Annotated in this window: 30 protein-coding genes; 17 read left to right on the top strand and 13 right to left on the bottom strand. The window is 44.5% G+C overall.

Going from position 1 to position 24,674, the window contains the following annotated elements:
* Window positions 1-104: 104 nt before the first annotated feature.
* The 9 genes from ACTQ16_RS03995 (at window position 105) to ACTQ16_RS03955 (ending at window position 3,560) form a co-directional block, all read left to right on the top strand.
* The gene (locus ACTQ16_RS03995; protein WP_176425588.1) at window positions 105-254 is read left to right on the top strand and encodes a hypothetical protein; all 150 of its coding nucleotides are present in this window, start codon (window positions 105-107) and stop codon (window positions 252-254) included.
* A gap of 10 nt (window positions 255-264) precedes the next feature.
* Window positions 265-690 (top strand): biotin/lipoyl-containing protein, encoded by a 426-nt coding sequence (locus tag ACTQ16_RS03990; protein ID WP_022120280.1) that lies wholly within the window; start codon window positions 265-267, stop codon window positions 688-690.
* Window positions 691-870: 180 nt separating this feature from the next.
* Window positions 871-1,680 (top strand): HesA/MoeB/ThiF family protein, encoded by an 810-nt coding sequence (locus ACTQ16_RS03985; RefSeq protein WP_296971262.1) that lies wholly within the window; start codon window positions 871-873, stop codon window positions 1,678-1,680.
* 62 nt (window positions 1,681-1,742) lie between these two features.
* Window positions 1,743-1,874 carry a hypothetical protein gene (locus ACTQ16_RS03980; RefSeq protein ID WP_441210076.1) on the top strand — a complete coding sequence of 44 codons (132 nt, stop codon included), beginning with the start codon at window positions 1,743-1,745 and terminating at the stop codon, window positions 1,872-1,874.
* Window positions 1,875-2,074: 200 nt separating this feature from the next.
* Window positions 2,075-2,359, top strand: a complete 285-nt coding sequence (locus tag ACTQ16_RS03975; protein WP_441936201.1) for a hypothetical protein — start codon at window positions 2,075-2,077, stop codon at window positions 2,357-2,359.
* Window positions 2,347-2,676 carry a type II toxin-antitoxin system RelE/ParE family toxin gene (locus ACTQ16_RS03970; RefSeq protein WP_118151897.1) on the top strand — a complete coding sequence of 110 codons (330 nt, stop codon included), beginning with the start codon at window positions 2,347-2,349 and terminating at the stop codon, window positions 2,674-2,676. Before ACTQ16_RS03975 ends, ACTQ16_RS03970 begins: the two co-directional genes overlap by 13 nt.
* 12 nt (window positions 2,677-2,688) lie before the next feature.
* Window positions 2,689-2,874, top strand: a complete 186-nt coding sequence (locus ACTQ16_RS03965) for a hypothetical protein (RefSeq protein ID WP_441936199.1) — start codon at window positions 2,689-2,691, stop codon at window positions 2,872-2,874.
* A gap of 121 nt (window positions 2,875-2,995) precedes the next feature.
* Entirely contained in the window at window positions 2,996-3,301 is a 306-nt protein-coding gene (locus tag ACTQ16_RS03960) for a hypothetical protein (protein ID WP_441936197.1), read from the top strand.
* Between the two features lie 73 nt (window positions 3,302-3,374).
* The gene (locus ACTQ16_RS03955) at window positions 3,375-3,560 is read left to right on the top strand and encodes a hypothetical protein (protein ID WP_235390153.1); all 186 of its coding nucleotides are present in this window, start codon (window positions 3,375-3,377) and stop codon (window positions 3,558-3,560) included.
* 210 nt (window positions 3,561-3,770) lie between these two features.
* On the opposite strand, the gene ACTQ16_RS03950 is transcribed toward ACTQ16_RS03955, so the two are convergent.
* The 11 genes from ACTQ16_RS03950 to ACTQ16_RS03900 all read right to left on the bottom strand — a co-directional run bounded on the left by ACTQ16_RS03950 (window position 3,771) and on the right by ACTQ16_RS03900 (window position 14,961).
* Entirely contained in the window at window positions 3,771-4,262 is a 492-nt protein-coding gene (locus ACTQ16_RS03950) for a hypothetical protein (RefSeq protein ID WP_441932425.1), read from the bottom strand.
* Window positions 4,263-4,264: 2 nt separating this feature from the next.
* Window positions 4,265-5,863: an ATP-binding protein gene (locus ACTQ16_RS03945; RefSeq protein ID WP_441936195.1), complete on the bottom strand. Its 1,599-nt coding sequence runs from the start codon at window positions 5,861-5,863 to the stop codon at window positions 4,265-4,267.
* A 5-nt stretch (window positions 5,864-5,868) separates the two neighbouring features.
* Entirely contained in the window at window positions 5,869-7,884 is a 2,016-nt protein-coding gene (locus tag ACTQ16_RS03940) for an AAA family ATPase (RefSeq protein WP_441936193.1), read from the bottom strand.
* Window positions 7,884-8,108, bottom strand: a complete 225-nt coding sequence (locus ACTQ16_RS03935; protein WP_119249270.1) for a hypothetical protein — start codon at window positions 8,106-8,108, stop codon at window positions 7,884-7,886. The genes ACTQ16_RS03940 and ACTQ16_RS03935 overlap by 1 nt, the downstream gene beginning before the upstream one ends.
* Before the next feature lie 29 nt (window positions 8,109-8,137).
* A complete protein-coding gene (locus ACTQ16_RS03930) occupies window positions 8,138-10,510 on the bottom strand; it encodes a DEAD/DEAH box helicase (protein ID WP_441936191.1) in 2,373 nt (790 codons plus the stop codon).
* A 13-nt stretch (window positions 10,511-10,523) separates the two neighbouring features.
* Window positions 10,524-12,521, bottom strand: a complete 1,998-nt coding sequence (locus ACTQ16_RS03925) for a site-specific DNA-methyltransferase (RefSeq protein ID WP_441936189.1) — start codon at window positions 12,519-12,521, stop codon at window positions 10,524-10,526.
* Between the two features lie 671 nt (window positions 12,522-13,192).
* Window positions 13,193-13,318 carry a hypothetical protein gene (locus tag ACTQ16_RS03920; RefSeq protein ID WP_256614020.1) on the bottom strand — a complete coding sequence of 42 codons (126 nt, stop codon included), beginning with the start codon at window positions 13,316-13,318 and terminating at the stop codon, window positions 13,193-13,195.
* Between the two features lie 30 nt (window positions 13,319-13,348).
* Entirely contained in the window at window positions 13,349-13,483 is a 135-nt protein-coding gene (locus ACTQ16_RS03915; RefSeq protein ID WP_441936187.1) for a hypothetical protein, read from the bottom strand.
* Between the two features lie 31 nt (window positions 13,484-13,514).
* Complete coding sequence (locus ACTQ16_RS03910) at window positions 13,515-13,913, bottom strand: HEPN domain-containing protein (protein ID WP_118079099.1); 399 nt, start codon at window positions 13,911-13,913, stop codon at window positions 13,515-13,517.
* Complete coding sequence (locus tag ACTQ16_RS03905) at window positions 13,907-14,245, bottom strand: nucleotidyltransferase domain-containing protein (RefSeq protein WP_118079100.1); 339 nt, start codon at window positions 14,243-14,245, stop codon at window positions 13,907-13,909. Before ACTQ16_RS03905 ends, ACTQ16_RS03910 begins: the two co-directional genes overlap by 7 nt.
* A 77-nt stretch (window positions 14,246-14,322) precedes the next feature.
* Window positions 14,323-14,961, bottom strand: coding sequence for an HU family DNA-binding protein (locus ACTQ16_RS03900; protein ID WP_441936185.1), 639 nt, complete (start codon window positions 14,959-14,961; stop codon window positions 14,323-14,325).
* A gap of 608 nt (window positions 14,962-15,569) precedes the next feature.
* Between ACTQ16_RS03900 and ACTQ16_RS03895 the strand changes: the two genes are divergently transcribed.
* From ACTQ16_RS03895 to ACTQ16_RS03865, 7 genes are all read left to right on the top strand, one after another.
* On the top strand, window positions 15,570-16,961 hold the full coding sequence (locus ACTQ16_RS03895; protein ID WP_441936183.1) for an exonuclease SbcCD subunit D: 1,392 nt from the start codon (window positions 15,570-15,572) through the stop codon (window positions 16,959-16,961).
* Window positions 16,958-20,428, top strand: coding sequence for an AAA family ATPase (locus ACTQ16_RS03890; protein ID WP_441936181.1), 3,471 nt, complete (start codon window positions 16,958-16,960; stop codon window positions 20,426-20,428). Before ACTQ16_RS03895 ends, ACTQ16_RS03890 begins: the two co-directional genes overlap by 4 nt.
* Window positions 20,429-20,505: 77 nt before the next feature.
* Entirely contained in the window at window positions 20,506-20,769 is a 264-nt protein-coding gene (locus ACTQ16_RS03885) for a hypothetical protein (protein ID WP_441936179.1), read from the top strand.
* Window positions 20,770-20,775: 6 nt separating this feature from the next.
* On the top strand, window positions 20,776-20,988 hold the full coding sequence (locus ACTQ16_RS03880; RefSeq protein WP_441936177.1) for a hypothetical protein: 213 nt from the start codon (window positions 20,776-20,778) through the stop codon (window positions 20,986-20,988).
* Window positions 20,961-21,353, top strand: coding sequence for an elongation factor 1-alpha C-terminal domain-related protein (locus tag ACTQ16_RS03875; protein WP_441936176.1), 393 nt, complete (start codon window positions 20,961-20,963; stop codon window positions 21,351-21,353). The genes ACTQ16_RS03880 and ACTQ16_RS03875 overlap by 28 nt, the downstream gene beginning before the upstream one ends.
* Window positions 21,354-21,738: 385 nt before the next feature.
* Entirely contained in the window at window positions 21,739-21,870 is a 132-nt protein-coding gene (locus ACTQ16_RS03870; RefSeq protein ID WP_294970356.1) for a hypothetical protein, read from the top strand.
* A 15-nt stretch (window positions 21,871-21,885) separates the two neighbouring features.
* On the top strand, window positions 21,886-22,197 hold the full coding sequence (locus ACTQ16_RS03865; RefSeq protein ID WP_441936174.1) for a hypothetical protein: 312 nt from the start codon (window positions 21,886-21,888) through the stop codon (window positions 22,195-22,197).
* Between the two features lie 218 nt (window positions 22,198-22,415).
* On the opposite strand, the gene panD is transcribed toward ACTQ16_RS03865, so the two are convergent.
* Window positions 22,416-22,760: an aspartate 1-decarboxylase gene (panD, locus tag ACTQ16_RS03860; RefSeq protein WP_117692769.1), complete on the bottom strand. Its 345-nt coding sequence runs from the start codon at window positions 22,758-22,760 to the stop codon at window positions 22,416-22,418.
* A gap of 59 nt (window positions 22,761-22,819) precedes the next feature.
* On the bottom strand, window positions 22,820-23,671 hold the full coding sequence (panC, locus tag ACTQ16_RS03855; RefSeq protein WP_217760165.1) for a pantoate--beta-alanine ligase: 852 nt from the start codon (window positions 23,669-23,671) through the stop codon (window positions 22,820-22,822).
* A 175-nt stretch (window positions 23,672-23,846) separates the two neighbouring features.
* Here panC and ACTQ16_RS03850 point away from each other — a divergent pair, with 175 nt between their 5' ends.
* The gene (locus ACTQ16_RS03850) at window positions 23,847-24,659 is read left to right on the top strand and encodes a glycogen/starch synthase (protein WP_295348403.1); all 813 of its coding nucleotides are present in this window, start codon (window positions 23,847-23,849) and stop codon (window positions 24,657-24,659) included.
* The last annotated feature ends 15 nt before the right edge of the window (window positions 24,660-24,674 follow it).

Below are 24,674 nucleotides of genomic sequence, written 5' to 3'. Positions count from 1 at the left end.
TGTTGAGTGTAGAATGTTGAGTTATATACAGACTCAACATAACAGAAGGGCGCAAGCCTAATTCAACACTCAACAATCAACACTCAAAATTAAAGTAAAAACGAATGGATAAGAATATTTATGCTGCGATTGCCATGGCACTCTATGAGTACCAGGGCAATAACGTACACGACAAGGAGCCTGGCATCATTACGATCAAGCCACGTCAGACGATGTGGAACGCCAAGTTCTTGAGTTTAACAGCCAAACCATAAAGATAAAGAAATGAAAGAGTTTAAATATACAATTGACGGAAAAGAATACAAGGTTCAGATTGACGCTGTTGAGGGTAACATCGCAAGCGTGAACGTAAATGGCGAAGCTTACAAGGTTGAGATGGAACAGGAAGCTGAACCAGAGAAGAAGAAGGTAGTGCTCGGTCAGCCTGCTGCTGCATCTGATGATGCTGAGGCTACTCCAGCTGCCAACGTAAATACAGCCAACGCTGTAAAGGCTCCTCTCCCTGGTACTATCACCAGCATCGAGGTGGCTGTTGGTCAGGAAGTAAAGGCTGGCGATACAGTCGTCGTTCTCGAGGCTATGAAGATGCAGAACAACATCGAGGCTGAGAAGGATGGCAAGGTTACAGCTATCTGCGTAAAGCCTGGTCAGGCTGTACTCGAAGAGGATGCTCTCGTGGTTATCGAGTAAATCAAGAATTCGAGAATTATACTTCCTGATTCGGGAATTGATGATTCGGGAATTTATAAAGAATATCAAAGGTCGCAAGCTGTTAATTGTTTGCGACCTTTTTCTATACTGCTGTATGAGCATAAACTGCTATACAAAGTATTTTTTTTACTAAAGAAAAAAGACATAAAGTACAATAAAATGATAGATTTAACAGAAGAACAGATAAAAAGATACAGCCGCCACATCCTCCTTCAGGATGTAGGCCTCGAGGGACAGGAAAAGCTCCTCAACGCCAAGGTACTCATCATTGGTGCCGGTGGCTTGGGCTCTCCGGTAGCCCTCTACCTTGCTGCGGCAGGCGTGGGACATATCGGTATCGTGGATGCCGATGTGGTTGACCTCAGCAACCTGCAACGCCAGGTAATCCACCAGACCAAGGACTTGAACACCCCTAAGGTGAAAAGCGCCAAGGAGAAGATGATTGCCATCAATCCTGATGTGGAGGTAACAACATATCATACTTTCCTCGCCTCAGACAATGCCGAGGAAATCATCAAGCCATGGGATTTCATCATCGATGCCACAGACAACTTCCCTGCGAAGTTCCTCATCAATGATGCCTGTGTGCGCTTGGGCAAGGCATTCTCGCATGGCGGCATCCTGAGATTCCAGGGCCAGACCTTTACCCACCTGCCAGGCACGGCATGTTACCGTTGCTTCTTCAAGGAACCACCTCCAGCAGGCACTGTTCCTACCTCTAGCCAGGCAGGAGTCCTTGGTGCCATCGCCGGTATGCTCGGAACCATCCAGGCTGCCGAGGCTTTGAAGTACTTCCTCGGTGTAGGCGAACTGCTCACCGACAGATTGCTCACCTTCGATGCCAAGACGATGAACTTCCGCACCATCAAGGTAAAGAAGCGTGCATCCTGCGAAATCTGCGGCGACCACCCTACCATTGATCATCTCATCGATTACGAGCAGGCAGCCTGCGATTTGAAGCACCACTAAGATTCACCTCAATTCCTTCAAAGTATTGAAAGTTCAAGGCGGGCGAGATTCAGGCGGGTCAGTTGAAGTCAAACTGCGTGCCTATGGGCATCTACGTAAGTCCATCGCAGTTTGAGGGCAATTTCATCTCCCTCTGCCACACCGATGAGATTCTCGACTATGTATTGAAGTCGATAAAAGAAAACATCGAATAGAAAAGATTTGTATAACAAAAAAGTAAAGTCACAATACTCAGCACCATCTGCCGGATATTGTGACTTTTTTTTAGAAACACCCCAAGCCCAATAAAGAGCAAAAACCATGATTATAAGATACTTTAAAAACTTTTCTCCCATTTTTCTTGCATGATTCAGATAATAATCGTATTTTTGCAGCAGATAAAATACGCAAGCTTATGAAAGAGAAAAGATATAAATTGCCAGAAGAACAGAAAGATGCAGCTTTCGCAGCAGAGCCAGCACCAGCCTATCACGGAAATGCCGCCATAGCACTTCCCGAGGATGAATGTGCAGAAGAAGATATTGACTGGAATAAGATTCCTGTTGGCTGGCATCCGGCTAATGAAGAAGAAGCCGTGGCTAGGATTGAAGCTATTGAGGCGGAGTATGAGAATGGGCAATATATTGATGCTGAAGATTTTGAAAGAGAACTAATTGCACAATATCCATGGCTAGCATAAGATTAACACTTTATTTCAAAAAGGAATTAAAGACTGTTATCGACTATGGATTAGTTGAATTCGGCAAAACCACAGTAAAGCGATTCCATAAAGAATATAAAGACATCAAGCATCGCCTGATGCTTCATCCTCTTTCTTCACCCAGAGAGCCATTGCTTAAGCGATTCCACCGCCCTTATCATAGTGCGATTATCAAGGAGAATTGGAAGATTATCTATCGTTACGACGAAGCCAACGACCTCGTCATTTTCGTAGATTTATGGGATATGAGAAGAAGCCCCAGATATCTGATCAGACAATTCAAAAGAAAACTATAAAGGAAAAAGCTTATGAAGATGAAAAGATATACATTGCCAGAAGAGCACCCGATTCCAGTTGGCTGGCATCCGGCCAATGAAGAAGAAGCCGTGGCTAGGATTGAAGCTATTGAAGAGGAATATGAAAGGACAGGTGAGGCTACAGATTTTGAAGAATTTATAGAAGAATTAAAGGCAGAAGGATTATGGCTCATATAAATTATCTATCGCGATGATGAAGCCAACGACCTCGTCATTTTCGTAGACTTATGGGATATGAGAAGAAGCCCTAGATATCAGATCAGACAATTCAAAAAAAAAACTATAAAGGAAAGAGCTTATGAAGGAGAAAAGATATCCATTACAAGAAGAGCAGCCGACTCCTATTGGCTGGCATCCGGCTAATGAAGAAGAAGCCGTGGCTAGGATTGAAGCCATTGAAGCGGAGTATGAAAGGACAGGTGTTAGCTATAATGAAGAAGAGTTTTTCAATAAACTAAATGAAGAACGAACATGGTCAAATGCAGATGACTTTGAAAAAGAACTAACGGCACAAGACCCGTGGCTAGAAGATTGGAAGCGTTCTATCAGTATAGAAGATTTTAGAAAGAACTGCAAGAATAAACTGAATAAGCTTTTTCCGTAACTTTTCTCCCGTATTCCTTGCACTATTTTTGCAGCGACATAAATAACAATATAATTAATAGGAGGATAAAATTATGGCAAGACCAATTAGAGAAACGCCAATATTATATGGCAAAGACGCAGAACGCTTTGTTGAAGAAATGAAGCGGGTAGAGAGTTTAACTCCTGAACAGCGCAAAGCTAATAGAGAAAAGCTACAAGCTGAAATCGCTGTTCTTGACAAAGAATGGAATTTAACCTATAATGCACTTCGAGGATGAAAATAGAACATCTTTCCTTGGAACACCAAGTAAATACATTCGACTGTGGGGACTCTGACTTAAATGATTTCTTACAGAATGATGCAATTCTATTTTTTGAAAAAAGAATTGCATCAACTTATGTTCTAGAAGACATGTGCCCTGCAAGGGCAAAAGCTTCGTATAATATTTTTACTCCTAGCAAGCATTCATAAATACTTCGGGATTAGTTTATACGAGTTTCCGAAGCTTACACTCCAGTATTACAGCAGACTCTCTATTAACCATTAAATCATATAATTCCTGGTCTATTTCTGCATAAGCAAAACCATCGCGCAAAGACTTTAAGCTAGAATAAAACTTCCTTTCTTTGCCGTTCTCATTTTTTACCAATCGCCAAAAGGATTCATGCTGCAAATGATAATAGGGATTCTCTATGCTACATTTAAAAGGATAACTATGAGGAATATCCATAGCCAATCCCTCTGCAACAAAAATACTACCACCTGTATTCTGTTCACCAATATACAATCTCCATAACCTTTTAAACTCCCCAACCAACTCACTTGAAAGAACGATATGATTATCTTTTATGGTACCTCGCTGGCAAAGATTTAAAATAGCCAAGAGCAAAAGGGGCTTATGCGGAGCTTTTACGCCCCGCATAAGCGCTCTTTTCATCTTTTCAAAAACACCCAGATAATAGTCTATATCTTTATCCATTATCAAATAAGATGAGTAACCTTAATTTTCTTCCAATGTTTGCCGATACCAAGGGTCATAGCCTGGGTATCCTTGGTTATCAGTTCTCCCTTCTGCAAGCCAGCAATAGTTTGCTTCAGCTCCTGGAGAGCCATGCCACTCACACCAAACAAATCCTTCAACACTCCATCATTCTGTTGCTGTTGCTTCATAATGAGAGGATATTGGGCATTGGCATAGAAATCAAAAGAGGCTTTCTTAAACGAATCCATATTCTGTGTAGCAAGGATGATGCTCATGCCCTTGTTTCTACCCACAGCTATCAAGTTCTGCAAAGGCTTGTTCTCGAAACCAAGCATATAGTGAGCCTCATCGATTATGGTGAAATGGCGCAGCTCCACCCTATCCTCATTCTTTGCCTGTGGAGGCAATTGCTCATAGATATTGTTCAACTTCGATGTCACGAAATATACGATAGCCTTTGCCATGATACCTTCCTTGTCAAACTTTCCTAAGTTGATAATATAACAACCTTTCACCAAATCTACCTTGTCTTCCTCTGCAAAAATATTATTCAGAATCAACTGGTTTAAGACTGATTTTACACTATCCATATCACCCTGTTTCTTCTCGGGCATCAACATCGTATAATGATCAAAAACTTCCTGAAAGGTGATTGGTTTCTGGTTCTTCGCCTTGTAGGCTTTGATGATAGCTTCGCTCAGTCTGTTATCCATCAAAGCACCAATCTTAGCGGAAGATATAGCACAGATGGCATTTGCCAAGGTCGTGGAATACAGGTGGATTTCATTGACAGGTCTGCCAGTAAAGTCCTTGAACGGAGTAAACGGCAAAGGTTTCTCCATCGGATTCAAGATGGCAGAGGAATCGGTCTCAAACTTCGACAGCCAATCGGCATGGGCAGGATCAGAGAACTCCCCCTTGTAATCGAACAAGAGAAAGTTGACAGGATAGTAGGTATCAGCCGATGCCATTCTGATTTGATTGATGAGGACAGCTAATAAGTTTGACTTACCCGAACCAGTAGTTCCTGCTATCAATATCTGTGTATTTGAAATAGCAGTACTGTTGATGTCTAAAGCCGCATCCATTCCATCCTCATACTGACCGATATAAAGATTCAACTCAGGAATATCCATCAACGACTTTCCACCTCTCAACGGAGAGAAGTGCAGCCATTCATCAATACCACCTTCTTCCATCAAGATACTCTTACCCCTCATCATTTCGCTAAAAAGCACCTTGCTCAGAAAAGTAGAATTCTGCCAGTCGGCATCAATATCACTATAACGCATCTTGATAAGAGCCACGAAGACCTCCTTTATATTTGACTTGGTAAAGAAAGAACCACCCAATGGCTGCATACCTGCAGAGGTTTGCAATTTCTCTACCTTTGACTTACTTCTTGGTGTCTTATCGCTCAATCCAACAAGAAGACAGATTCGCATAACCGTAGTAAAGTTCAATACTACAGGGCGAACCATATCTGAGTAATCCGAAAGGTTCAGTTTCTGCTCGATAGCATATTTCACTTCTTCAAGCAAATCATGAGTTTCTTCCAGAATTCTCATTCCCTCAAGTTTTATATCTTGTACATTCATTTCTACTAGAATTCGTAAGTTTGTAATCCAAAGTAATCATCGCTGACAGTAGTACACTGCCTTTCCTGGTCTCTATGCAAAGTATAGGTTCTTGCCACATAAGCCACTATCTTCTTGAAATCAGTCTCTGTCGTTATTTCCGTATCAGTACTTAACAGGATGGTTTGATGAGCCAAATCCGGGAAATAACGATTGATGATAACTTCACGACTCTCCTTGTCAAGAACACCCATTACAGTATCTATCATTACAGGAGGGTCGTAATCACCCAGTTCATACAGGACTTTCAGTAACACCTGCATCACAGTTTGCTTGGCACCAGCATTCAGCTGACTCAGATAAATTTCATTACCATTCTTGTGGAATATCTTGAACGAGATTTCCTCCGAATCATCTGCCGAAAGCTCTACCCTACCGATGTAACCAGCATAAATCACCAAGTTGATGTTCAACTGCTCCTTCATCATACGCTCGATACTTGCCTTCTTCGACTTGAGTAACTTACAGGAAAGCGACTTGAAGAAGCCAGGCAGTTTGCATAACATATCATACTGAGGATCTGGAACTTGTGGCATATCATAATCGTAAGTAGAAATCTTCCTCTCCATTTCCTTGATAGCATTCTTCTGTTCCACGATTTTTGCCTTCAATTCCTCTATCTTCCTGTCATTTTTTTCATAGAGTTCGATGATGCTGTAATCGTGACCTGTCAAGGCGCGTTTATATTCTTCCAATTGTTCCTGTTTCTTTGGAATATCCGCCAACTCTAAGTTTAAGCTTTCACGTCTCTCATCCAGCGAAAGATAAGGATTGGAATATGATTGCTGAACCAGGTTTCTCAACACATTGACATCAGCATCACTCAGAAAACCATATTTGTCATTATAATCATCGCTGTTGTCTTGCTCACATTTGATTTCTTTAATAATCTCGGCAATAGAAACCTCGCCTACCTGCGGATATTTCTCCTTAAGCAATCGTATTACATCCTGGGTAACCTTTTCTATCTGTTGGTCATTGAGGATATTACCCCTTGCAGAAGCCACCACCTCCTTCTCGTTCAGAATAAGTTCCACCTCTGTACTGATGCTATTGGCAACCTTTGGCATGATTACTTTCCACTCTAAATCTTTGGAGATAGCCTCAGCATCCTGTCTATAGTCCTTTTCCTTCTGATAGAAGCTGTTGATGTTCTCCTCTATCTGATGCATTTTGTCACGAATCACATCATCCGAGTTCCGTCCCTCCTTCAGTTGCTCATACTGCTGCTTATGTTCATTGGCATAGTTCAATGCCTGATTATAGGCATCGATCAGACTTGCCACATCCCTTTCCATCTCCACCTTCTGTTTGGTCAGTTTCAAGTATTCGGCACGCAGGTTTTCGTTCTCCAAGCGTTCTGCCTTCTTCTCATCAAGATAAGCCGAGGCTGCATTTTGCAACTGAGTGTATTTATTGAAACCCATCACCGAATTGATGTTCTTCATGATGAGCTTGTTGATTTGTTCTTCCTTCACGAGGTCGGAAGTCTTCATAGCATCAAAGAGGAAATAGTTGCTCAATTCAGCAGGCAGATTGGCAGAGATAATCTTGTTGACTATCGCTTCATTGGTGCTGCGTTTGATAGCCGTTGAACCAGAACCGTAAGGATAACTGTTACCATTCATATTGAGCACGTTGCTCTCCTGTATCCTGCCATCCACAAACCGATAGGCACGACGCAACCGATAAGGCGTTTCTTGCCCCAAAACCATCCCAGAGAAAGTAATCTCCAGCATGATGGTCTTGCCTTCTATACCGCTCTCGTTCTTTACCCCCGAATTGAAGATTTCCTCAAACTGTCGTTTGTTGGATATCTTCAATCCATAGAGTGCAGAATAGATGGCATCGAAGAGCGTAGTTTTTCCACAACCATTGGCACCACCTATCAAGATGATGGGACGGTCGCTCGTTACCTCTAAGTTTAAGTCCAACTTTCTGTAGGTCTTATAATTCTCTATGTAGATACGCTTCAGTTTCATTACTTCTTAATTTCTTTGAGAGCCTTCTTGAGTATTTTCGTCACCTTCTTTTCCTCAAGACTTGACTCATTTTGGTTATTACGCTCTTCATGGAAAGGCTTGAGGATATAATCCTTGAGCCATTCCGCATCTATACCCTCCGATTGGCATGCACTCTCTATGAGTTGCATGTCTTCCTGCCTGATTCCATAGTTCAGGAATGTTCTGTCCAAGCTTTTCTTCATACCTTATTATATATGATTACCTTATTATATTATAGGGTTTCAAGATGCAATGCCGACCACCCATCTATATTGTCTGTGTTCTCGATAATGCCTCCAGGATAATACCAGTTGCTCGTACCCTCGTCTTTGATGAGCACGCCACCCACAATCTTCTTGCCTGTAGCTTGATAACTGGAGATGTAATCCAAGAGGGCATTGTTCTTTTCTGGCGCATCCGCATCGCTGCCCTTGGTTTTGGTGTCGAAGAGGCAGATGGTACCCGACTTCAATCTGACGATGAAATCCACATAGAAACAACGTTTTCTACTCCCCGAATCCGTATAAGGCACGGCGAAATGCTGCTTTCCCTCGTCTCCATTCTTGTACCACCACTCCACATATTCCATCTTGTCATCCAACCAACGTGCAAACTCTTGCTCAGGTCTCGATGCCGTAATCTGCTCAAAATAAGGATACAAGGCATGGTTGAAGATTTCGCCTTCCGTAGTTCTCACCATTGCCGCATTATAGAGACGAGTCTCCGGCACTTGCCATACAGACTGCTGATATTCCATCGATACCTCCTTGGCATTTCTCTTCAGCGTAGCCTCGTAGGTAACCAACGCCTTGCGTATCAATTCCTCGAAGCGCGGACGGTTCTGATGATAGAGCACCACCTTAGGCACATCCATCGAAAAGACTTGCAGGTATTCCTCCAAGGCACTCTCGATGGCTCCTTGCAAGACTGGCGTACTGTCAAATTTGGAGAACCCACCCACATTCTTACGGCAGAAGAGCGTAAAGAGATTCTGCAATTCTGAAGCGTTCAGAGCCAGCCTTGCCTTGTCTGTTATCTCCACGATGCCCGAATCACCCGTCAATGGGGTGTCCTTCGGGATAGCCACCAAGATTCTTGATACATCGGTCTGCACACCATGTCGCTTGGCATTGTAGCGATTCAACTTGATTTTGGCATCCATGTCTGCCTCCTTTTTTTTCGCCTCGTCCGCATTCTCAGCCTCACCATCATCCTCAAAGAAATCTTCTGCAGAGAAAAGCAACAACGGGTTTTGTTCCCATTCCCGTTCCATGGTCTTATAGAAGATGCTGCGGAACTGGGAGCCCAAGCGGTTTCTTGTTGCCCCATGCTTATCCGTATAATAGGAACGGAGCGTGATGTTCGGCAAGTCTTTCTTGCGATTGGCGTAGAGGGTGCTGATATAGTTCATGTCATCTCCCACAATGCTAATCATGTCAGCCGAAAGGTCGGTATAAACATAACCGTAGTTCAGAATGTCGTTCTTATAAAAATGCTGCTCTGGCATTCGGAGTATTCGTCCCACGGTCTGAGTGGTAAAAGTCATACTCTGCAATTCTCTGAATATCAGAAGAACGGATGCACGAGGACAATCCCAGCCCAAGGCTATGGCTTGCTTGAACAGCAACACCTCCATAATATCATCAGGCTGAGTGATATTCTGAAGATTGGGCGATTTATCCTTTGATAGCCATACAGCCAACCTGCCATTTGCCACGCTGATGTCGCAAACCTGTTCTAAGTAGGCTTGCATCTCCTCGGCGATAGTCTTGTCCTTCGACGACATAGACTCGCTGCTATCATTAGGCAACTGAATGAGCAATAACGGATTGATGCCATATTCCTTGTAAGCCTCAGCCAGTTCCTTTCGCTTTTCGAGAGCCTTCTTCAAGAGACGCTGGTTCACCGTAAGCTCCGACTGTTCCTTACTGCTCTTTACATTCGGATTCAGTTCAATGCCCTTCTTAATCATCTCTTCATTGATTACATCTTGGCGTTTCACAAGAACCGCATGATAGCTTTGGGTGACTGGTGTTGCTGATACCCGAAGTTCTATGTGTGGCTGGATAGCTTGCAATACCATCTCGCTTTTCTTGGCATTACGTCCGGCAAACATGTGTTCCTCGTCTATGATAACCACCACTGGCAGATGCTGCTCTATCTTGGTCTTCCGTATCAGTTCATAGAGCGTGCGGTTCTGCTCATTGTCACGAATCATGACGGCATTATCCTTATTGATACTCTCCCAGTTTAAAAAGAGCACATCGCCAGGATGCAGACCATCCACATGATCACACTCATCAAACATAACAGGACGCAACGACCTTCGTTCACTAAAGAAATTGCGCATGGATCGATAACTCTGCTGATGCAACTTGTTAGGAGCAATCCAAACCCATGCTACACGAGAATATCGGCACTGCCCATTCATAGGTAGGTCACGAGTCAGCTCATCCAGCAAGGTACTCACCATCACCGTTTTTCCTGCTCCTGTAGGAGCCTTGAATATCAACTTTTGGCGGTCTTCAGAATCATTGAGCATGTCAATCATCTTCTGTTTCAGTTCACGCACCGCCTTTTTCTGGTAATCTCGTAGTTCTATCATTTTCGTTACCTCCTTATTCTATTATGTCATTAGTAACATTATCTTCTTTCTCCTTTGGCACATAATCATAGTCATCGCTGAGAGCTTCTTTCACAACCTCCTCGTTTTGCATGGCGAGTGCCTCGTTTTGCTGAAACTCTTTCATCATAGCCTCACTATACTTTTGCTTTGGCAGAATATCCGTTCCACCTTCTAAAGCTTGCAAGAAAGCATCTGGCATGGCACACAGTTCTATAACAGGCATGACTTTATGGAATTCGTCCTCATAAGCGTATGCGCCATCACTATAAACATAAACCTTCAAAGGATTCTGCTTGGTCGCAACCTCAGCTATCATCGGAATGATAATACTGACTACACGCTCGTCGAGGACAACAAGCATCTGTCCAGCCTCATCCTTAAAATAGCGCAATACGTTCTTCTTAAATTTCTTGCCTCCAAATGTTTCTTGCTCTTGATAGATATTGTTCTTGATGCAGAGAAGGTCAACAAGAGAAGCCATCAAGGCTCGACGACTTTTGAAGTTGCTTTGGTCACGAGGCACAAACTCCGTCTTATAATAACGAAGATTATTGCGAGTCAAGCCAGGGACTTCTTCACCCTTCTGGTTCGTATAACCATTAATGACTCGTTTGTTTCGCTCGTAGGTTACTTTTTCGCAGATGTTATTCTCGTTGTTGGTCACTAAGATACATTTGCGATGACCTCCGTCTTCTGAGTTCAATTGCATCGTTGCATGAAGAGTGGTGCCTGAGCCAGCGAAGAAGTCGAGGATAGTGGAGTCTTTAAAAGCAGATATTCTTAAGAAATCGATTATCAAATTCAACGGCTTAGGATAACCAAAAAGATTCTCCCCTAATACAGAAACCAATTCAGCCTTTCCATTACCACTACTATACTCTGGTCTATAAAATACTGATTTTGGTTTCTTTGAAGGCAAATCTCCCAACTGCGGACGTTGTTTTTTGTACAAACTAACATCAATGCCATTAATATTTACAATTATCTCATCCGCTTCCTCTTTTACTTTTTGCCATCCCCAACGCCAAGACATACCTTTTCCACCTGTTATTGGCAAAAGAAAAGTATATCCCAAACTTTCATATTTTTCTTGAAGTTGAGACAAGTACACTTCATCATGCAGTTTTAATTCCTTGTCATATATGCGCACATACTCATCTTTAGATATTGTCGAAACAACTTTTGTCTCAATATTTACTAATATCGGATAAAACAGATAAGGGCGTTTTTCCTTCGGTGCATTTACTCCAGTACTTTTCAAATTTGCTCCTTTCTTATAAAAACCTTTATCATCACTTAACCAATCATCAAGTTCCTCATCTTCTACAGGCAGATAACCTATTGAGCAGTTTTCACGAGACAAGCAATAAACGTGTGTATATTCATGAGTACCAGCAAAACCAAACTCGTCTTGATTACCTTTCAAGTTCATAATTGTTGGCAATGTAGCTATATGATTATTTTCCCCATATATTTTATCACACAACATTTTTAATTGCGCCTCTTCATTTTCATCAATTGAAATAAACATTACTCCCTTTTCCGAGAGCAACTTCTTGGCGATTCTCAATCGTCTATCCATAAAAGACAACCATTTGGAATGGCGAAAGCTATCATCTTTATCTACAAAAGAGTCATTGTAGATAAAGTCCTTATTACCTGTGTTATAAGGAGGATCAATATAAATTACATCAATCTTCCCTGCATAAGCATAAGTAAGAGCAGCAAGAGCATTGAGGTTATCACCTTCTATCAATATATGATTAGGCGAACCTTCTGGCGCAGAATCCAAACGTTTACTTTCGTCTTCAACAAAAACAGGAAGTTGGTCTTGCATGTCGTTCCAAGCCGCTTCTGAGCTTTCTTCCCATACAAGTCCATAATGCCTCTTCTCATTGATAACCTCCAACAAATCATGCTTTAACTCCTTATCTATCTGAAGTTCTAATATCTGTTGGCGCAAAGCACCCAAATCCATTTTCTTCGCCATAACGGTGTACCTTCCTCCCCTTTTCCGTGCTCCACCGACTCCCTTAGTAGAGAAGATTATTAGAAACTGGATTGCTATTATAAAATGATGGCGTAGGAATCTGATTACCTTTAGCCCCATCCTTGCCTGTAGCGGCCCTGGAAAAGCCTTTCATGTCAAAGATAAGAAGCAACAGAAGCCTACGCCAAACAGGTATATATATGATAGCACAGAGCGTACCCCCTCAGTCGAAGGGGCACACCTATGCCATGTGTATATACACAGTGGGTAGACGCCCACCGCAGTCTCATTCTGAACATGATTTGAAATTTTCCAGGTTTCTACAGGTCAGAAGAAACGTCAAGCAAACGTCTTCAATTTAAAATAGGCCAAGCCATGGACTTTTACTTAGCCAGCGACTCATCGCCAGCCATCCACGGCAAGACAACTGCAAAAGTACGAAAAAGAATTGGGATTTGCAAGAAAATCGGAAAGTTTCTTGCAAATCCCAATAAAATTGGTTATAAAGTAGCATATATTCAAGGCTTTTGCCCTTACAGGGCGCAGGGGGACAACGTCTTAATACCCAGGGTGTTGCCCTGGGCTAGGAGCTTTTGGGCCTTCAGCCCGTGCTTGAACCACATGCAAAAGTTCAATGATTTACTTCTTAACCAGGCATTTTATACTCATATCTAAGCTTCCAGATAGTTCATCATATCCTCCAATGTATCGAAGTTCTTGACATTCCCCTCCTTTACATTGAGAATAGCCTTATCTAACTCTGATTGTAACTTTTTCTTTTGTAATGTTGCATTCATAATACGATTAAACTATTAAGTTTGATACATTTATTCAGAATAAGGCGTTCTCATATGCTCATGCTTCCATTGCTCAATAGTATTTTCATCTATCAAGCCCTCATCCCACAATGCATTTGCGGCATTTATCGCTTTTTGCGCAAAATAACGGCTATCTGTCGTCATAATACTATCATTTTAAATATTTACACATGTTTTACTTATGAGTAATCAACGCTTCCATATCTTTGATAAAATTCTCTACTTTCTCAAAATACGGCAAGACCTCTTCTTCTGTAGCATCAAAGGTATCATCATAATCACCAGACTGCCGAAGTTCATATAGACGAGAGAACAACTTTCCATAAGTGCGATCCAACAAACCTGTAGCAATAAATTTCTCTCCAACTAAATGTATTACACCGGCATGAGTCTTTGCAGTAAAGCCCTTGTCAAGTAACAAAGCAGAAGCCATATGGAATACAGTATAATACAAACGATTTCCCGTCAAATTCCAATACTTCAATTTTGCCACACCCTTAGCCTCATCAAAACTCTTATAAGCTTTTTCTATCCTGTAGTGTACAAGATCTCTACGTTGTTGACCCTCTAGCATAGCATCACCCCTTCCTCTTCTACATTATTATAAAAAGGACTGCCCTTTTTGCTCTGCCAATCCTTCATCGAATACACTATCGGGTGAATCATCTGATTGATTTGCCATCCCAATTCCCAAAGAGGATAGGTGTAATTATCATGATCCTGCTCATCTATCTTATCCTTGTTCAGAAGCACAAGGATGTCCCAGTCGGAATCTGCTTTAGCATCCCTTCTAGCCCTTGACCCGAAAAGGATAACCTTGGCATCTTTCGGCATAATCGACTCCGCTTTCTTCTGAATCGACTTGAGTACCTCATCTTCAAGATGTTCCCTTGTTATTGTCGTCATAACACTATCATTTAAATTACACCGCAAAAATACGAAAAAGAATTGAAACTAACAAATATTCTGAGAGATATTTGCATTTATTCTTTCCTCTTTACCCAAACCTTATGGCTGCCACGACCTAGTGAATCTATCGGCGAAGTCTTGTCATTTGTCAGCTCCTTCAGTTCCATAGAGGCAGCAGTACGGCTCAGGTTGTTGATGGAGGCATAATCGCCTAGGGTGAGGACTCCGTTCTTCTCTATTATCTCCAGGGCTCGGGCGATGCGCTCTTCCCTGGAATAGAGCTGCTTACGGATAACCTTTACACCACCCATATCACGCTCCAGGTCACGGTCGGTTTCACGCTTCACATCCTTGATAAACTCAGGAGACGCCTTGAAGTTGATGTCTTTCACTCCCACCTTGCGGTACGTCATCTTATCATCTGGATTCAGAATTTCCCTAGGCTTCTCATCCTCGAAAGCGAGGGAGAGGGAGAAGGTGCCGAAACCTTCCAGATTCACATTGTAACCCATGGAGAGCATATCTGTCAGCATATCAACCACATCGGTCAATACAGCCTCCGTGGTACTTTCCGAAATACCGCGATGGTAGTTCTGCATCATCTTGACGAACTCTTTTCGGGATAGTGTACGGTTGGTCACCATCTTGGGATAAACTCTGCGCTTTCCATCATAGCGCATATCCCCCATTTCCTGCAATTTGTACTTAGCCATATCAGTTTCCTTTCCTATTTTAGTTTATTAGTATTTCTTATTGCAACAGCCTTTACACCCTATAGTATTTATTGTTATACTTAAGAAGAAAAGACCACAAACCTAGGAAGAAAAGTATTTAATCCTAGGAGAAATCTCCGTTCGTAGACATTGAACCGACATTCAAAGTCTATGAACCGCCGTTCAAAGACACTGAACGGACATTCAATGTTTATGAACGAAGATTTCTACCTTGCAAAGATACAACATTATCAGATATAAAACAAGACTTTTCCTGAATATCTTTACTTTTCCGGCCATAATTCTTCGTTTTTTGAGCTTATTTCTTTGCGTATCCCAAATAATTGTGTTAACTTTGTAGTCAGATTGCAAACCAAAGGCTAAAGGATTGCAAGACTAAGACAGAACTTTCACATATGGGGAAGTTAAGGGAAGTTAGAGAAGTTAGAGAAGTTAGAGGGAAGTTAAGGGACAAATGTCCTACGTTTTACGCCAAAAGACTATTGTCTCTTAACTTCCCGAACGACCGTAGGGAGTGATAACTTCTTTAACTTCAATTAATTCCCTCACTTGCGAAACTTGAATTAAGATTAGACATTCTTATGAGTATGAAGATATTAGCAACCAGCGACTGGCACCTGGGCAACCTGTTTCACGGCAACGACCGCCTGCCGGAACACAAGCATTTCCTGAAATGGCTCCTGGAGCAGATAGCTGGACAAAAACCCGATGCTCTCCTCATCGCAGGAGACATCTTCGATAACGGAAATCCATCGGCAGCGGCACAGACCGTTTATTACGAGTTTCTTGCCGATGCGACCCAACTGTGCCCTAACATGCAGGTCATCATTACCGCCGGCAACCACGATTCAGCCAGCCGACTGGAGGCTCCCCGTCCGCTGCTCACCCGATACCACGTGGAAATAAGAGGAAACGTAAGGAAAATCTGGCAGCAGGGAGAAAGCGAGGACGATGATAAAACCGGCGGACATTGGATCTATTCCTTCGATGACCTCATCATCCCCGTAACCAACGAGGAAGGAGAAGAAGTCATCATCCTCGCCATACCTTTCCTAAGAAGCGATGTGGTGCAGAATGCCAGTTACTCGCAGGGAGTCAACGACTTTCTGAGAGAACTGACGGCTGAGGCTCGAAAGAAATATCCGGGCAGGAAGTGCATCATGATGGCACACATGTATGCCAAGGGTTCGGATATCGCCAAGAAGGATGCGAGCGAGAAAATCATCATCGGCGGACAGGAGGAAGTGGACCTGGAAGGATGGAACGACCATCCCGACTATATGACTTGCGGACACATCCACAAACGGCAACATATCTGGAACACCGACTGGGCAAGATACACGGGAAGTATCCTCCCGATGTCGTTTGCCGAGAAAGACTACACTCACGGAATCGACCTCATCACCATCGGATGTGACAAGGGAGAAAAGGAGGAAATGGAAGCGAAGGAGGAAGAAGAAGAGGGAATGAAAAAGAAAGAAGAGGGAATGAAGGAAGAAGTAGAGAAAGAAAAGGAAAACTGCAAAGGCAAGAGCAAGGAATGGAAAGTAGATTTTCTGGAATACAAGCCTCAGCATTCCCTCCGCATCCTGCCCGAAGATGAGGAAGAGCTGACCTTCAAGAAATGGCAGAAACTCATCAATTTTGAACTCTCGGAGAGAAGAGACGGCGAACTGAGCGACCATTTCGACTACGTGATGCTGAAGGTGAAACAGGAGAAACTGACCAGCGATGACATCAAGGAACTGGAGAAACTCGTCAACGAAAAGGATGCCGTGCTCTGCAAAATCCAGCGCATCATCCCGCAACTGGACCTCTCCACCATCCAGGGTTCCCAGCACATCACCAGCATAGAAGACATTATCAACCGTCCTCCGCTCGACACGCTGAAGGAAGCCTTCACCATCAGACACAACGCTCCGATGAACGAAAGACAGGAGAAAATGTTATCCGATTTATTAACGACATCATCATTATGAAATTCCTACAACTCGAAATACTCAACCTCGCTTCGCTTGACAAACAGGGAGGCGAGGTCATCAACTTTGAAGAAGGTGCCTTAGGCGAAAGTACCATCTTCAGCATCGTAGGTCCGACGGGAAGTGGCAAGTCTACCCTACTCGACGCTATCTGTCTGGCTCTCTACAACCGCGCCCCTCGCTACCCCAGGAAGAAAGGCGACAAGAACCAGAACATCGAGATTTTCGGAGCTGCCGATGCCAGCGAAAGTAACCGTCTGGCTCCTACCGACAGTAGAAACATCCTGACACGTGGCAAGAAGGAAGGCTACAGCAAACTCACCTTCCTTGCCAACAACGGCAGCATCTACCGCGCAGAATGGCACGTCAGATTCCAGAGAGTGCGCTACGAGAACGCCAAGACTGCGCTTTATAAAATCACGAGAAACGGCGAAGAGATAACAGAGGAAGCTGCCGACTGGAACGAGCTGCCGAATATCATCGGACTCGACTACGACCAGTTTCTCCGTACCGTACTCATCGCCCAAGGCTCGTTTGCCAACTTCCTGACGGCGAAGGAAAACGAGCGGTACGAACTCCTGGAAAAACTCATCGGATGCGAGGAAACTTATACGAACATCGCTACTGAAATCAAGAAGGCGAAAGACCAGGCGACGGATGCCTACAACAAGATGGCTGCATCGGTGGAAGCCGTAAAACAGAACCTGCTGAACGATGAAGAACTCGCCCAACTGAAGGAGGAAATCGACCACCTGGAAAAGGCTGAGAAGGAACTCGACAGCCAGTTGCAAGCCATCTCGAAAGACCTGCAATGGTTTGAGGAAAACGATAAGCAAACCAAACAAATCGCTATCTGCCAGACTGATATGGAGCAAGCAGCAGATGCCATTAAAGCGATGCAAGCCCAGATTCTCCGTCTGCAGTTGCACGATGAAGTACAGCCTGCCGTCAACCAGCTGCAGGAAGTAGAGCGACAGACGCAAAGCATCCACGAACAGGAAGAAAACATCCTGAAAGCGGAAGGAAACATCAAAAGCCAAGAGTCTGCCATCAGCGAAAGCGAGAAAACTCTCGCCAGTCTGAAGGCAGCAGTCGGCAAGGCACAGGAACAGCTGGAAATGACCCTGCCGGTCATCGCTGAAGCAAGGGCGCTGAAAACCAAAATGGAAGCGGCTATGCCGAATCTGAAAGAAAAGAAAGAGGCATTGGAGTTGACTCAGAAAGAGAATCAATCTACCCAGAAAGACGTGGAGGAAAACGCCCGAAACATCAAAAAATGGGAAGCAGAAACGGAGAAAGCGAACCTTGCTCTCAAAACGACACAGGAAGAGATTGCCAAGCAGAAACAGGTTCTGCACGAAGCGACGCAAGCCGCAGAACAGGCTTGGGAGACGGAAAGAAATAAGACTGCCGGACAGAACATAGAGGAACTGCAGAACAGCAAGACTGTAGCTGACAGGAAACTGCAGGATGTCCAGCAAGCCATCAAGGTTGTGGCTCATCTCGATACTGCCACAACAGAAAAGCAGAAGAATGAGGAGCGGATTCAGCTCTTGGGCAAGAGAAATGCGGAGATAGATGAAGCCCTGAGCAAGTTGACCATCGAGGCTCTGACCCAAGAGACCCTGACGCTGAGAAATGCCTATACCCTCATGGTGAGCGAGAAATGGGAGATTCATCGTGCCAACCTGACCGAAGGCAAACCTTGTCCGCTCTGTGGCAGCACGACCCATCCTTATCATACCGACAACAGACAGTTTGAGGAAGCCACCACGGAACTCTCGCAACTTCTGAAAATCAAGGAGAATCTGCTGAAACTGCAGCAGAAAGAGGAGAAGGATCTTTCCGGCGAGAGAAAACAGAACGACGGCGAAGTACAGACGCTCCAGAAACAACAGGAAAAACTGTCGGGAGAAATCGCCAGTTACGAAGAGGAATGGAAGGCACTCATCGCCCAGTATCCAAAGATTCCAAAGGCAGAGACAGAACTGAAATCGCTCTTGCCTATCTATGAAAACAAGGCGAAAGATGCGAGCAGCAAACTGAGCCTCTTTAACAAGATTCAGAAAGAGATAGAACGGCTGACCCAACTCAAGGATAAGGCTGTAAAGGATGAAGCTGCGTATGAAAGCAAGGCTTCTACTATACAGAACAAAGTCCAGGAAAATACTTCAACCTGCGCAACAAAACTGGCTGAGCAAAAAGCACTTACCACCAACCTCATCTCACAGCAGAAGAGCAAGGAGGAGGCTTACGGGAAAGCCCTTCAGGCATGGAATAGTGCCAAGAAGGAAATGGAGGAATGGCAGGAGAAATATAAGCAGATTCTGAATGGAGAAGAACCTGATGCGGCAGAACAAAGACTGACAGCAGCAAAGGATGAGGCTACGAAAGCAGCAGATAAGCAGAACGAGAACATTAACAAACTGAAGGCGGAACTCGCCAACAGTAAAGGTTCGCATCAAACCATGCTGTCTCAGAACAAGACGATGAAAGAGAATCTGCTGGCGAAGGAAAAGAAACTCGACCTTTGGATTGAGGAATATAACAAACAGCTTGAAGAAAAGAGCATCGAAGGAAAAGACTCCGAAGAGACTGATTCTAAAGAAAAAGGCATCGAGGAAAGAGGCATCAGACCACGCTTCATCGACAGAAATACCATCGGAGAGATGCTTCACTCTGCCGAAGATTGGAATGCTATCCGTCGGGAAAAGGACGAAAAGGAGAAAGCCGTGGCTTCAACTACCGCTCTTTACCAGAGTGCAGAAAAGGCGCATCAGCAGCATTTGGAACATCAGCCTGCCCAAAGCCGTGATGCTCTCCTAGCCATTCAGCAGGAGTATCTGGAGAGAAGCCAGCGCAACGAACTGATTGCTGCCAACGCCAAGATGCAGAACCATCAGGAAGCCGTGAAGCGGTTGGGTGACAAGGCTGAGGCTCTGAATCTCGTAACACAGGAAAAGGACGACTGGACAGCCATTGCGGATGCCATCGGAGCAGACGGCAAGACGCTGCGCAAGATAGCCCAATGCTATACGCTCAGTTTCCTGATAGCGCACGCCAACCAGGAAATCAGAAAGTTCAACAGCCGTTACGAACTGCAGCAGGTAAAGCATTCGCTGGGCATCAGAGTCATCGACCACGACCGTGCCGACGATATCCGAGACACCACCTCCCTATCAGGTGGCGAAACCTTCATCGTGAGTCTGGGTCTCGCCCTGGGCTTGTCGGCGTTGTCTTCCCGCAACATCTCCTTCGAGAACCTGTTCATCGACGAAGGCTTCGGAACCCTCGACCCCGATACCCTAGCCACGGTCATCGACTCCCTCGCCATGCTGCAAAGTTCGCAAGGCAAGAAGGTGGGCGTCATCAGTCATACCGACACGATGAGCGAGCGCATCACCACCCAGATAAGGATTATCAAGAATGGCAACTCCGGCAGCAGCCATATCGAGATCTATCCGTAATTACACCTTATTATATATAGGATACACATCCTTATCCATCATACATACCATACGTTTGGCAGCCTTATACCAAATGTATGGTATGTTCTTTACTCCTGTATGGTAGTCTTTTTACACCCCATGTGGTATTGTCCAAGTGGGGAAATCGCAGTACCTTTGCACCCAGAAAAGCGAACAGGGCATCACAATCGATGTGGCTTACCGCTATTTCGCCACACCGAAACGCAAGTTTATCGTTGCTCGGCATACCACATATCCTGGTGGCTATCAACAAGATGGACCTGGTTGATTTCAGTAAAGATGTATACGACAAGATTGTTGCCGACTACAAGAAGATGTAGGAGGCATTGGATATCAAGAACGTGGTGTTTATCCCTATCAGCGCCAAGGATGGCGACAATGTGGTGAACAAAAGCGATAAGACTCCTTGGTATGATGTAATTCGTCCTATCAGCAGCCAGTTCCCTGACTACCGAGGTTATGCGGGCAGAGTGAGCGGCGGCATCATCCGTCCGGCGATAAGATCAGAGTATTGCCATCGGGCACGGAGAGCACCGTGAAGAGCATCGACTTCGTAGAGGAACACCTGGCGGAGGCGTATGCCCCAATGAGCGTTACCCTGACGCTGAACGATGATATCGACATTTCGCGTGGCGACACCCTCGTGAAGGCAGATGAGAAGCAGCCTGGCATCGAACAGGATATCACGCTGGATGTATGCAGGTTCAATGAGCGCCCAGCTGCCGTAAGAAACAAATACGTAATCCGTCAGGCAACCTTCGAAACTCAGGGCTTGATTCGCAGCATCAACTATCGCCGCAACATCAACACCTTGGAGAAGGAAGAGGGTGTATCGGAATTGAAGATGAACGATATTGCCGAAATCACCATCCACACCGCCAACCCATTGGTATTCGATAAATAGACGGAGAATAAGGTAACAGGCAGTCTCATCTTCATCGACCCGGATACAAACGAGACCGTGGGAGCGGGACTTATTAAGTGAAGAATAAGGGCGGATTGCAAATCCGCAAAATAAAGAGGTTAAGACGTTTTTTAACGACGGATTTCTCTTAGAGAATCTCGGCTGCATTCGGCAATTATCAAGCGAGCTTGAATTGCTCTCATTTGCACGAGATTTGCAAATCCGTCGGAACGCCTAACGGGGTAAACGAAAGAATCCGACGGATAAAGCGGATTGCAAATTCTGGCTTCCATCAGGCGTTCCGCCGGATTTGAAATCCGGCGTCAAAAAAGGTTCGACCTATTTACCGGGGGATTTGCAATCCCCCACATTATAAAATACGAGTATGGATTATAGAATAGCAAAGGATAAGATAGCAGGACAGGTGATGTTTCTCTTGACCATCGCCTCCATATTCCTGGTAATCATCATGGCGGTGGGACTGTTTATCAAGTCGGAACCGATATTGAGCCAATAGATACTCATCCGTTCGATGGACGAAGTGGCAAAGACGATTCCGCAGGAGATACTCGATTCATCCTACAGTCTGGGTGCCACGAGGATAGAAACCATCGGCGATTGTGCCGGAGTGATGTTTACGGCAGGATTCTCCGATCATATTCCTCATGGACTGAACCAGCAGGCAGCCACCCTCCCCCTGAGCGTGTTCTTCCAGTTGAGCGCCCCGCAGGAGGATGTTCAGAACAGAGCCTACGCTGCAGCCGTGGTACTCACCATCATCGTATTGGTGTTGAGTTTCGGCGGCAGATACATGATGGCTCATTTCTCTAAAAACAAGGTATAAACAGAAATCTAAACAAGGCTCTTCTGGAGTTGGTTTAAGGCTTAGATAAACGTTACGTAAGACTTAAACCAACTCCAAAAGAGACTTAAACCAACTCCAAAAGAGACTTAAAGCAAATATGCGTTCCTACGGATTCATCTATCCACAGGAACGCATATTCATTTCTCATCATAGGAGATAACCAATCATTATACGATACTATATCATCCATACGATATTTAAACCTTGTTTCCCTCTTTTGGGAAAACCACGGTAGGCTTGAAGGTCTTAGCCTCCTCAAAGTCCATCAGGGCATAAGCGATGATGATGACGGTATCACCCACCTGCACCTTGCGGGCTGCAGCACCGTTCAGGCAGATACAACCGCTGCCACGCTCACCCTTGATAATATAGGTCTCCAAGCGCTCACCATTGTTGTTGTCTACAATCTGAACCTTCTCGCCTGCTATCAGATTAGCAGCGTCCATCAAGTCCTCATCGATGGTGATGCTGCCCATATAATTCAGGTTAGCCTCAGTTACGGTCACACAATGGAGCTTACTCTTCAATACTTCTATCTGCATTGTTCTGTTATTACTTGATCTGTTACGGATTAAACTTAATAAAGAAATCTATCGAGGAATTATCCCTTATACTTGATATGGTCGATGAGACGGATAGGAGTCTTACCGCAATAAACGGTGATGCAACCTACCACATAGGCGCTATCCTCCCATGAAGCGACATCCTGCAGGCTGTCGCCATCCACAATCTGGAAATACTCTACCTCCAGACCCTCTACAGCATTGATGTCGGCAACCACCTTATCGTGAGTTTCCTGTACGGTATGAGACTTGGCATACTCCACACTCTCCTTCAGAGCCTTATAGATGTTTGGCGCAATGGCACGCTCATCAGGAGCCAGCAAAGTATTGCGGCTGCTCTTAGCCAAACCATCCTCATCACGGATGATAGGACACTCCACAATCTTCACATCGCTGTTGATATACTTCACGAGCTGCTTGATGACAGCAATCTGCTGCCAATCCTTCTCACCGAAATAAGCACGGGTCGGACGAACGATATAGAACAGGCGGCTTACCACCTGGCAAACACCATTGAAATGGCCTGGACGCTTGGCACCCTCCATCACGGTAGAAACCGGAGGAAACTCGAAGTGGCGGGTATCAGGTGTGGGATACATCTCCTCTACAGAAGGAGCAAAAACATAGTCAGCACCACAAGCCTCGATGAGCTTGCAGTCGGCATCAAGAGTGCGAGGATAACGTTCCAGATCACCCTTGTCATTAAACTGAGTAGGATTCAGGAAAACAGACACCACAGTAACACCGTTTTCCTTTACACTGCGCTTCACCAAAGAGGCATGACCCTCATGAAGAGCGCCCATAGTTGGCACGAGGCCGATTTCCTTTCCCTCCTTGCGACGATCGAAGAGTTCGTTCTGGAGGTCAACAATCTTATTGAATACTTTCATCTTCTTAATTCTGTTTCGGGGTGCAAAATAACAACTTTTTTCTGAAATAAGAAAGAAAAAACCTAAAAAAAAGCGAATAATCGTCGAAAAACCCCTTTTTAAAAGAAAAAATGCCAATATTTGGATTTTTTTTTGTACCTTTGCACGTAATTCGTAAGAATAAAATTTAAGTTTTATGGCAAAGAAAGTACTATTTATCAATCAGGAGGTCGACCCATACGTAGCCGAGACTCACATGTCTATCATGGGACGCGAACTACCTCAGAAGATGCAGGAAGCAGGTTTTGAGATTCGCACATTTATGCCTAAATGGGGCACAATCAACGAGCGTCGCGGACAATTGCATGAGGTGATCCGCCTGTCTGGTATGAACCTTATCATTGATGATTCTGATCACCCTCTGATCATCAAGGTAGCATCTATACCAACAACACGTCAGCAAATCTATTTCATAGATAACGATGACTACTTCAACCGTCGACAAATGAGTACCGACGAGAAGGGCGTGGAATACACAGACAATGGTGAGCGTGCCATCTTCTTCGCACGTGGCGTACTGGAAACAGTCAAGAAGCTGCGCTGGCAGCCAGATGTCATCGTTTGCCAAGGATGGGTAAGCGCAGTGGTTCCTTTCTATATCAAGACTGCATATGCTGAAGAACCTTCATTTGCTGATTCAAAGGTGATTTGTGCTATCTACCCTAGCGAACTGAAGGGCTCATTAGGTCACAACTTCAAGCAGTGCGTGGAGTACCGCGAAGCTACACCAGACAAGCTCACAGAATATGGTGACAACTTCAACTTCGTTGAACTCGCCAAAATGGCCATCGACTACAGCGACGGCGTGGTAGAAGCAGCAGAAGGCGTCAATGCAGAGCTCATCAAGTATGCAGAAGACAAGAACAAGCCTTTACTCCGTTTTCCTGGCGATGACTTTGCTGAACCATATGCCAAGCTCATCAACGAGGTATGCCCAGACGAGGAATAAAGTTTAGGTATTAGT

Source organism: Prevotella sp. LCP21S3_D2, from assembly GCF_052118345.1.
Taxonomy (GTDB): Bacteria; Bacteroidota; Bacteroidia; order Bacteroidales; family Bacteroidaceae; genus Prevotella.
This window is presented reverse-complemented; position numbering and strand designations above follow the sequence as displayed.

Coding starts and splice junctions, on each gene's coding strand:
- ACTQ16_RS03850 (WP_295348403.1), top strand. CDS start 23,847: ATGGCAAAGAAAGTACTATTTATCAATCAGGAGGTCGACCCATACGTA.
- panC (WP_217760165.1), bottom strand. CDS start 23,671: ATGAAAGTATTCAATAAGATTGTTGACCTCCAGAACGAACTCTTCGAT.
- ACTQ16_RS03890 (WP_441936181.1), top strand. CDS start 16,958: ATGAAATTCCTACAACTCGAAATACTCAACCTCGCTTCGCTTGACAAA.
- ACTQ16_RS03865 (WP_441936174.1), top strand. CDS start 21,886: ATGGACGAAGTGGCAAAGACGATTCCGCAGGAGATACTCGATTCATCC.
- ACTQ16_RS03935 (WP_119249270.1), bottom strand. CDS start 8,108: ATGAAGAAAAGCTTGGACAGAACATTCCTGAACTATGGAATCAGGCAG.
- ACTQ16_RS03910 (WP_118079099.1), bottom strand. CDS start 13,913: ATGCTAGAGGGTCAACAACGTAGAGATCTTGTACACTACAGGATAGAA.
- ACTQ16_RS03995 (WP_176425588.1), top strand. CDS start 105: ATGGATAAGAATATTTATGCTGCGATTGCCATGGCACTCTATGAGTAC.
- ACTQ16_RS03870 (WP_294970356.1), top strand. CDS start 21,739: ATGGATTATAGAATAGCAAAGGATAAGATAGCAGGACAGGTGATGTTT.
- panD (WP_117692769.1), bottom strand. CDS start 22,760: ATGCAGATAGAAGTATTGAAGAGTAAGCTCCATTGTGTGACCGTAACT.
- ACTQ16_RS03905 (WP_118079100.1), bottom strand. CDS start 14,245: ATGACGACAATAACAAGGGAACATCTTGAAGATGAGGTACTCAAGTCG.
- ACTQ16_RS03945 (WP_441936195.1), bottom strand. CDS start 5,863: ATGAATGTACAAGATATAAAACTTGAGGGAATGAGAATTCTGGAAGAA.
- ACTQ16_RS03925 (WP_441936189.1), bottom strand. CDS start 12,521: ATGGCGAAGAAAATGGATTTGGGTGCTTTGCGCCAACAGATATTAGAA.
- ACTQ16_RS03900 (WP_441936185.1), bottom strand. CDS start 14,961: ATGGCTAAGTACAAATTGCAGGAAATGGGGGATATGCGCTATGATGGA.
- ACTQ16_RS03970 (WP_118151897.1), top strand. CDS start 2,347: ATGGCTAGCATAAGATTAACACTTTATTTCAAAAAGGAATTAAAGACT.
- ACTQ16_RS03975 (WP_441936201.1), top strand. CDS start 2,075: ATGAAAGAGAAAAGATATAAATTGCCAGAAGAACAGAAAGATGCAGCT.
- ACTQ16_RS03915 (WP_441936187.1), bottom strand. CDS start 13,483: ATGACGACAGATAGCCGTTATTTTGCGCAAAAAGCGATAAATGCCGCA.
- ACTQ16_RS03955 (WP_235390153.1), top strand. CDS start 3,375: ATGGCAAGACCAATTAGAGAAACGCCAATATTATATGGCAAAGACGCA.
- ACTQ16_RS03930 (WP_441936191.1), bottom strand. CDS start 10,510: ATGATAGAACTACGAGATTACCAGAAAAAGGCGGTGCGTGAACTGAAA.
- ACTQ16_RS03960 (WP_441936197.1), top strand. CDS start 2,996: ATGAAGGAGAAAAGATATCCATTACAAGAAGAGCAGCCGACTCCTATT.
- ACTQ16_RS03990 (WP_022120280.1), top strand. CDS start 265: ATGAAAGAGTTTAAATATACAATTGACGGAAAAGAATACAAGGTTCAG.
- ACTQ16_RS03885 (WP_441936179.1), top strand. CDS start 20,506: ATGGTATGTTCTTTACTCCTGTATGGTAGTCTTTTTACACCCCATGTG.
- ACTQ16_RS03985 (WP_296971262.1), top strand. CDS start 871: ATGATAGATTTAACAGAAGAACAGATAAAAAGATACAGCCGCCACATC.
- ACTQ16_RS03965 (WP_441936199.1), top strand. CDS start 2,689: ATGAAGATGAAAAGATATACATTGCCAGAAGAGCACCCGATTCCAGTT.
- ACTQ16_RS03950 (WP_441932425.1), bottom strand. CDS start 4,262: ATGGATAAAGATATAGACTATTATCTGGGTGTTTTTGAAAAGATGAAA.
- ACTQ16_RS03940 (WP_441936193.1), bottom strand. CDS start 7,884: ATGAAACTGAAGCGTATCTACATAGAGAATTATAAGACCTACAGAAAG.
- ACTQ16_RS03920 (WP_256614020.1), bottom strand. CDS start 13,318: ATGAATGCAACATTACAAAAGAAAAAGTTACAATCAGAGTTAGATAAG.
- ACTQ16_RS03895 (WP_441936183.1), top strand. CDS start 15,570: ATGAAGATATTAGCAACCAGCGACTGGCACCTGGGCAACCTGTTTCAC.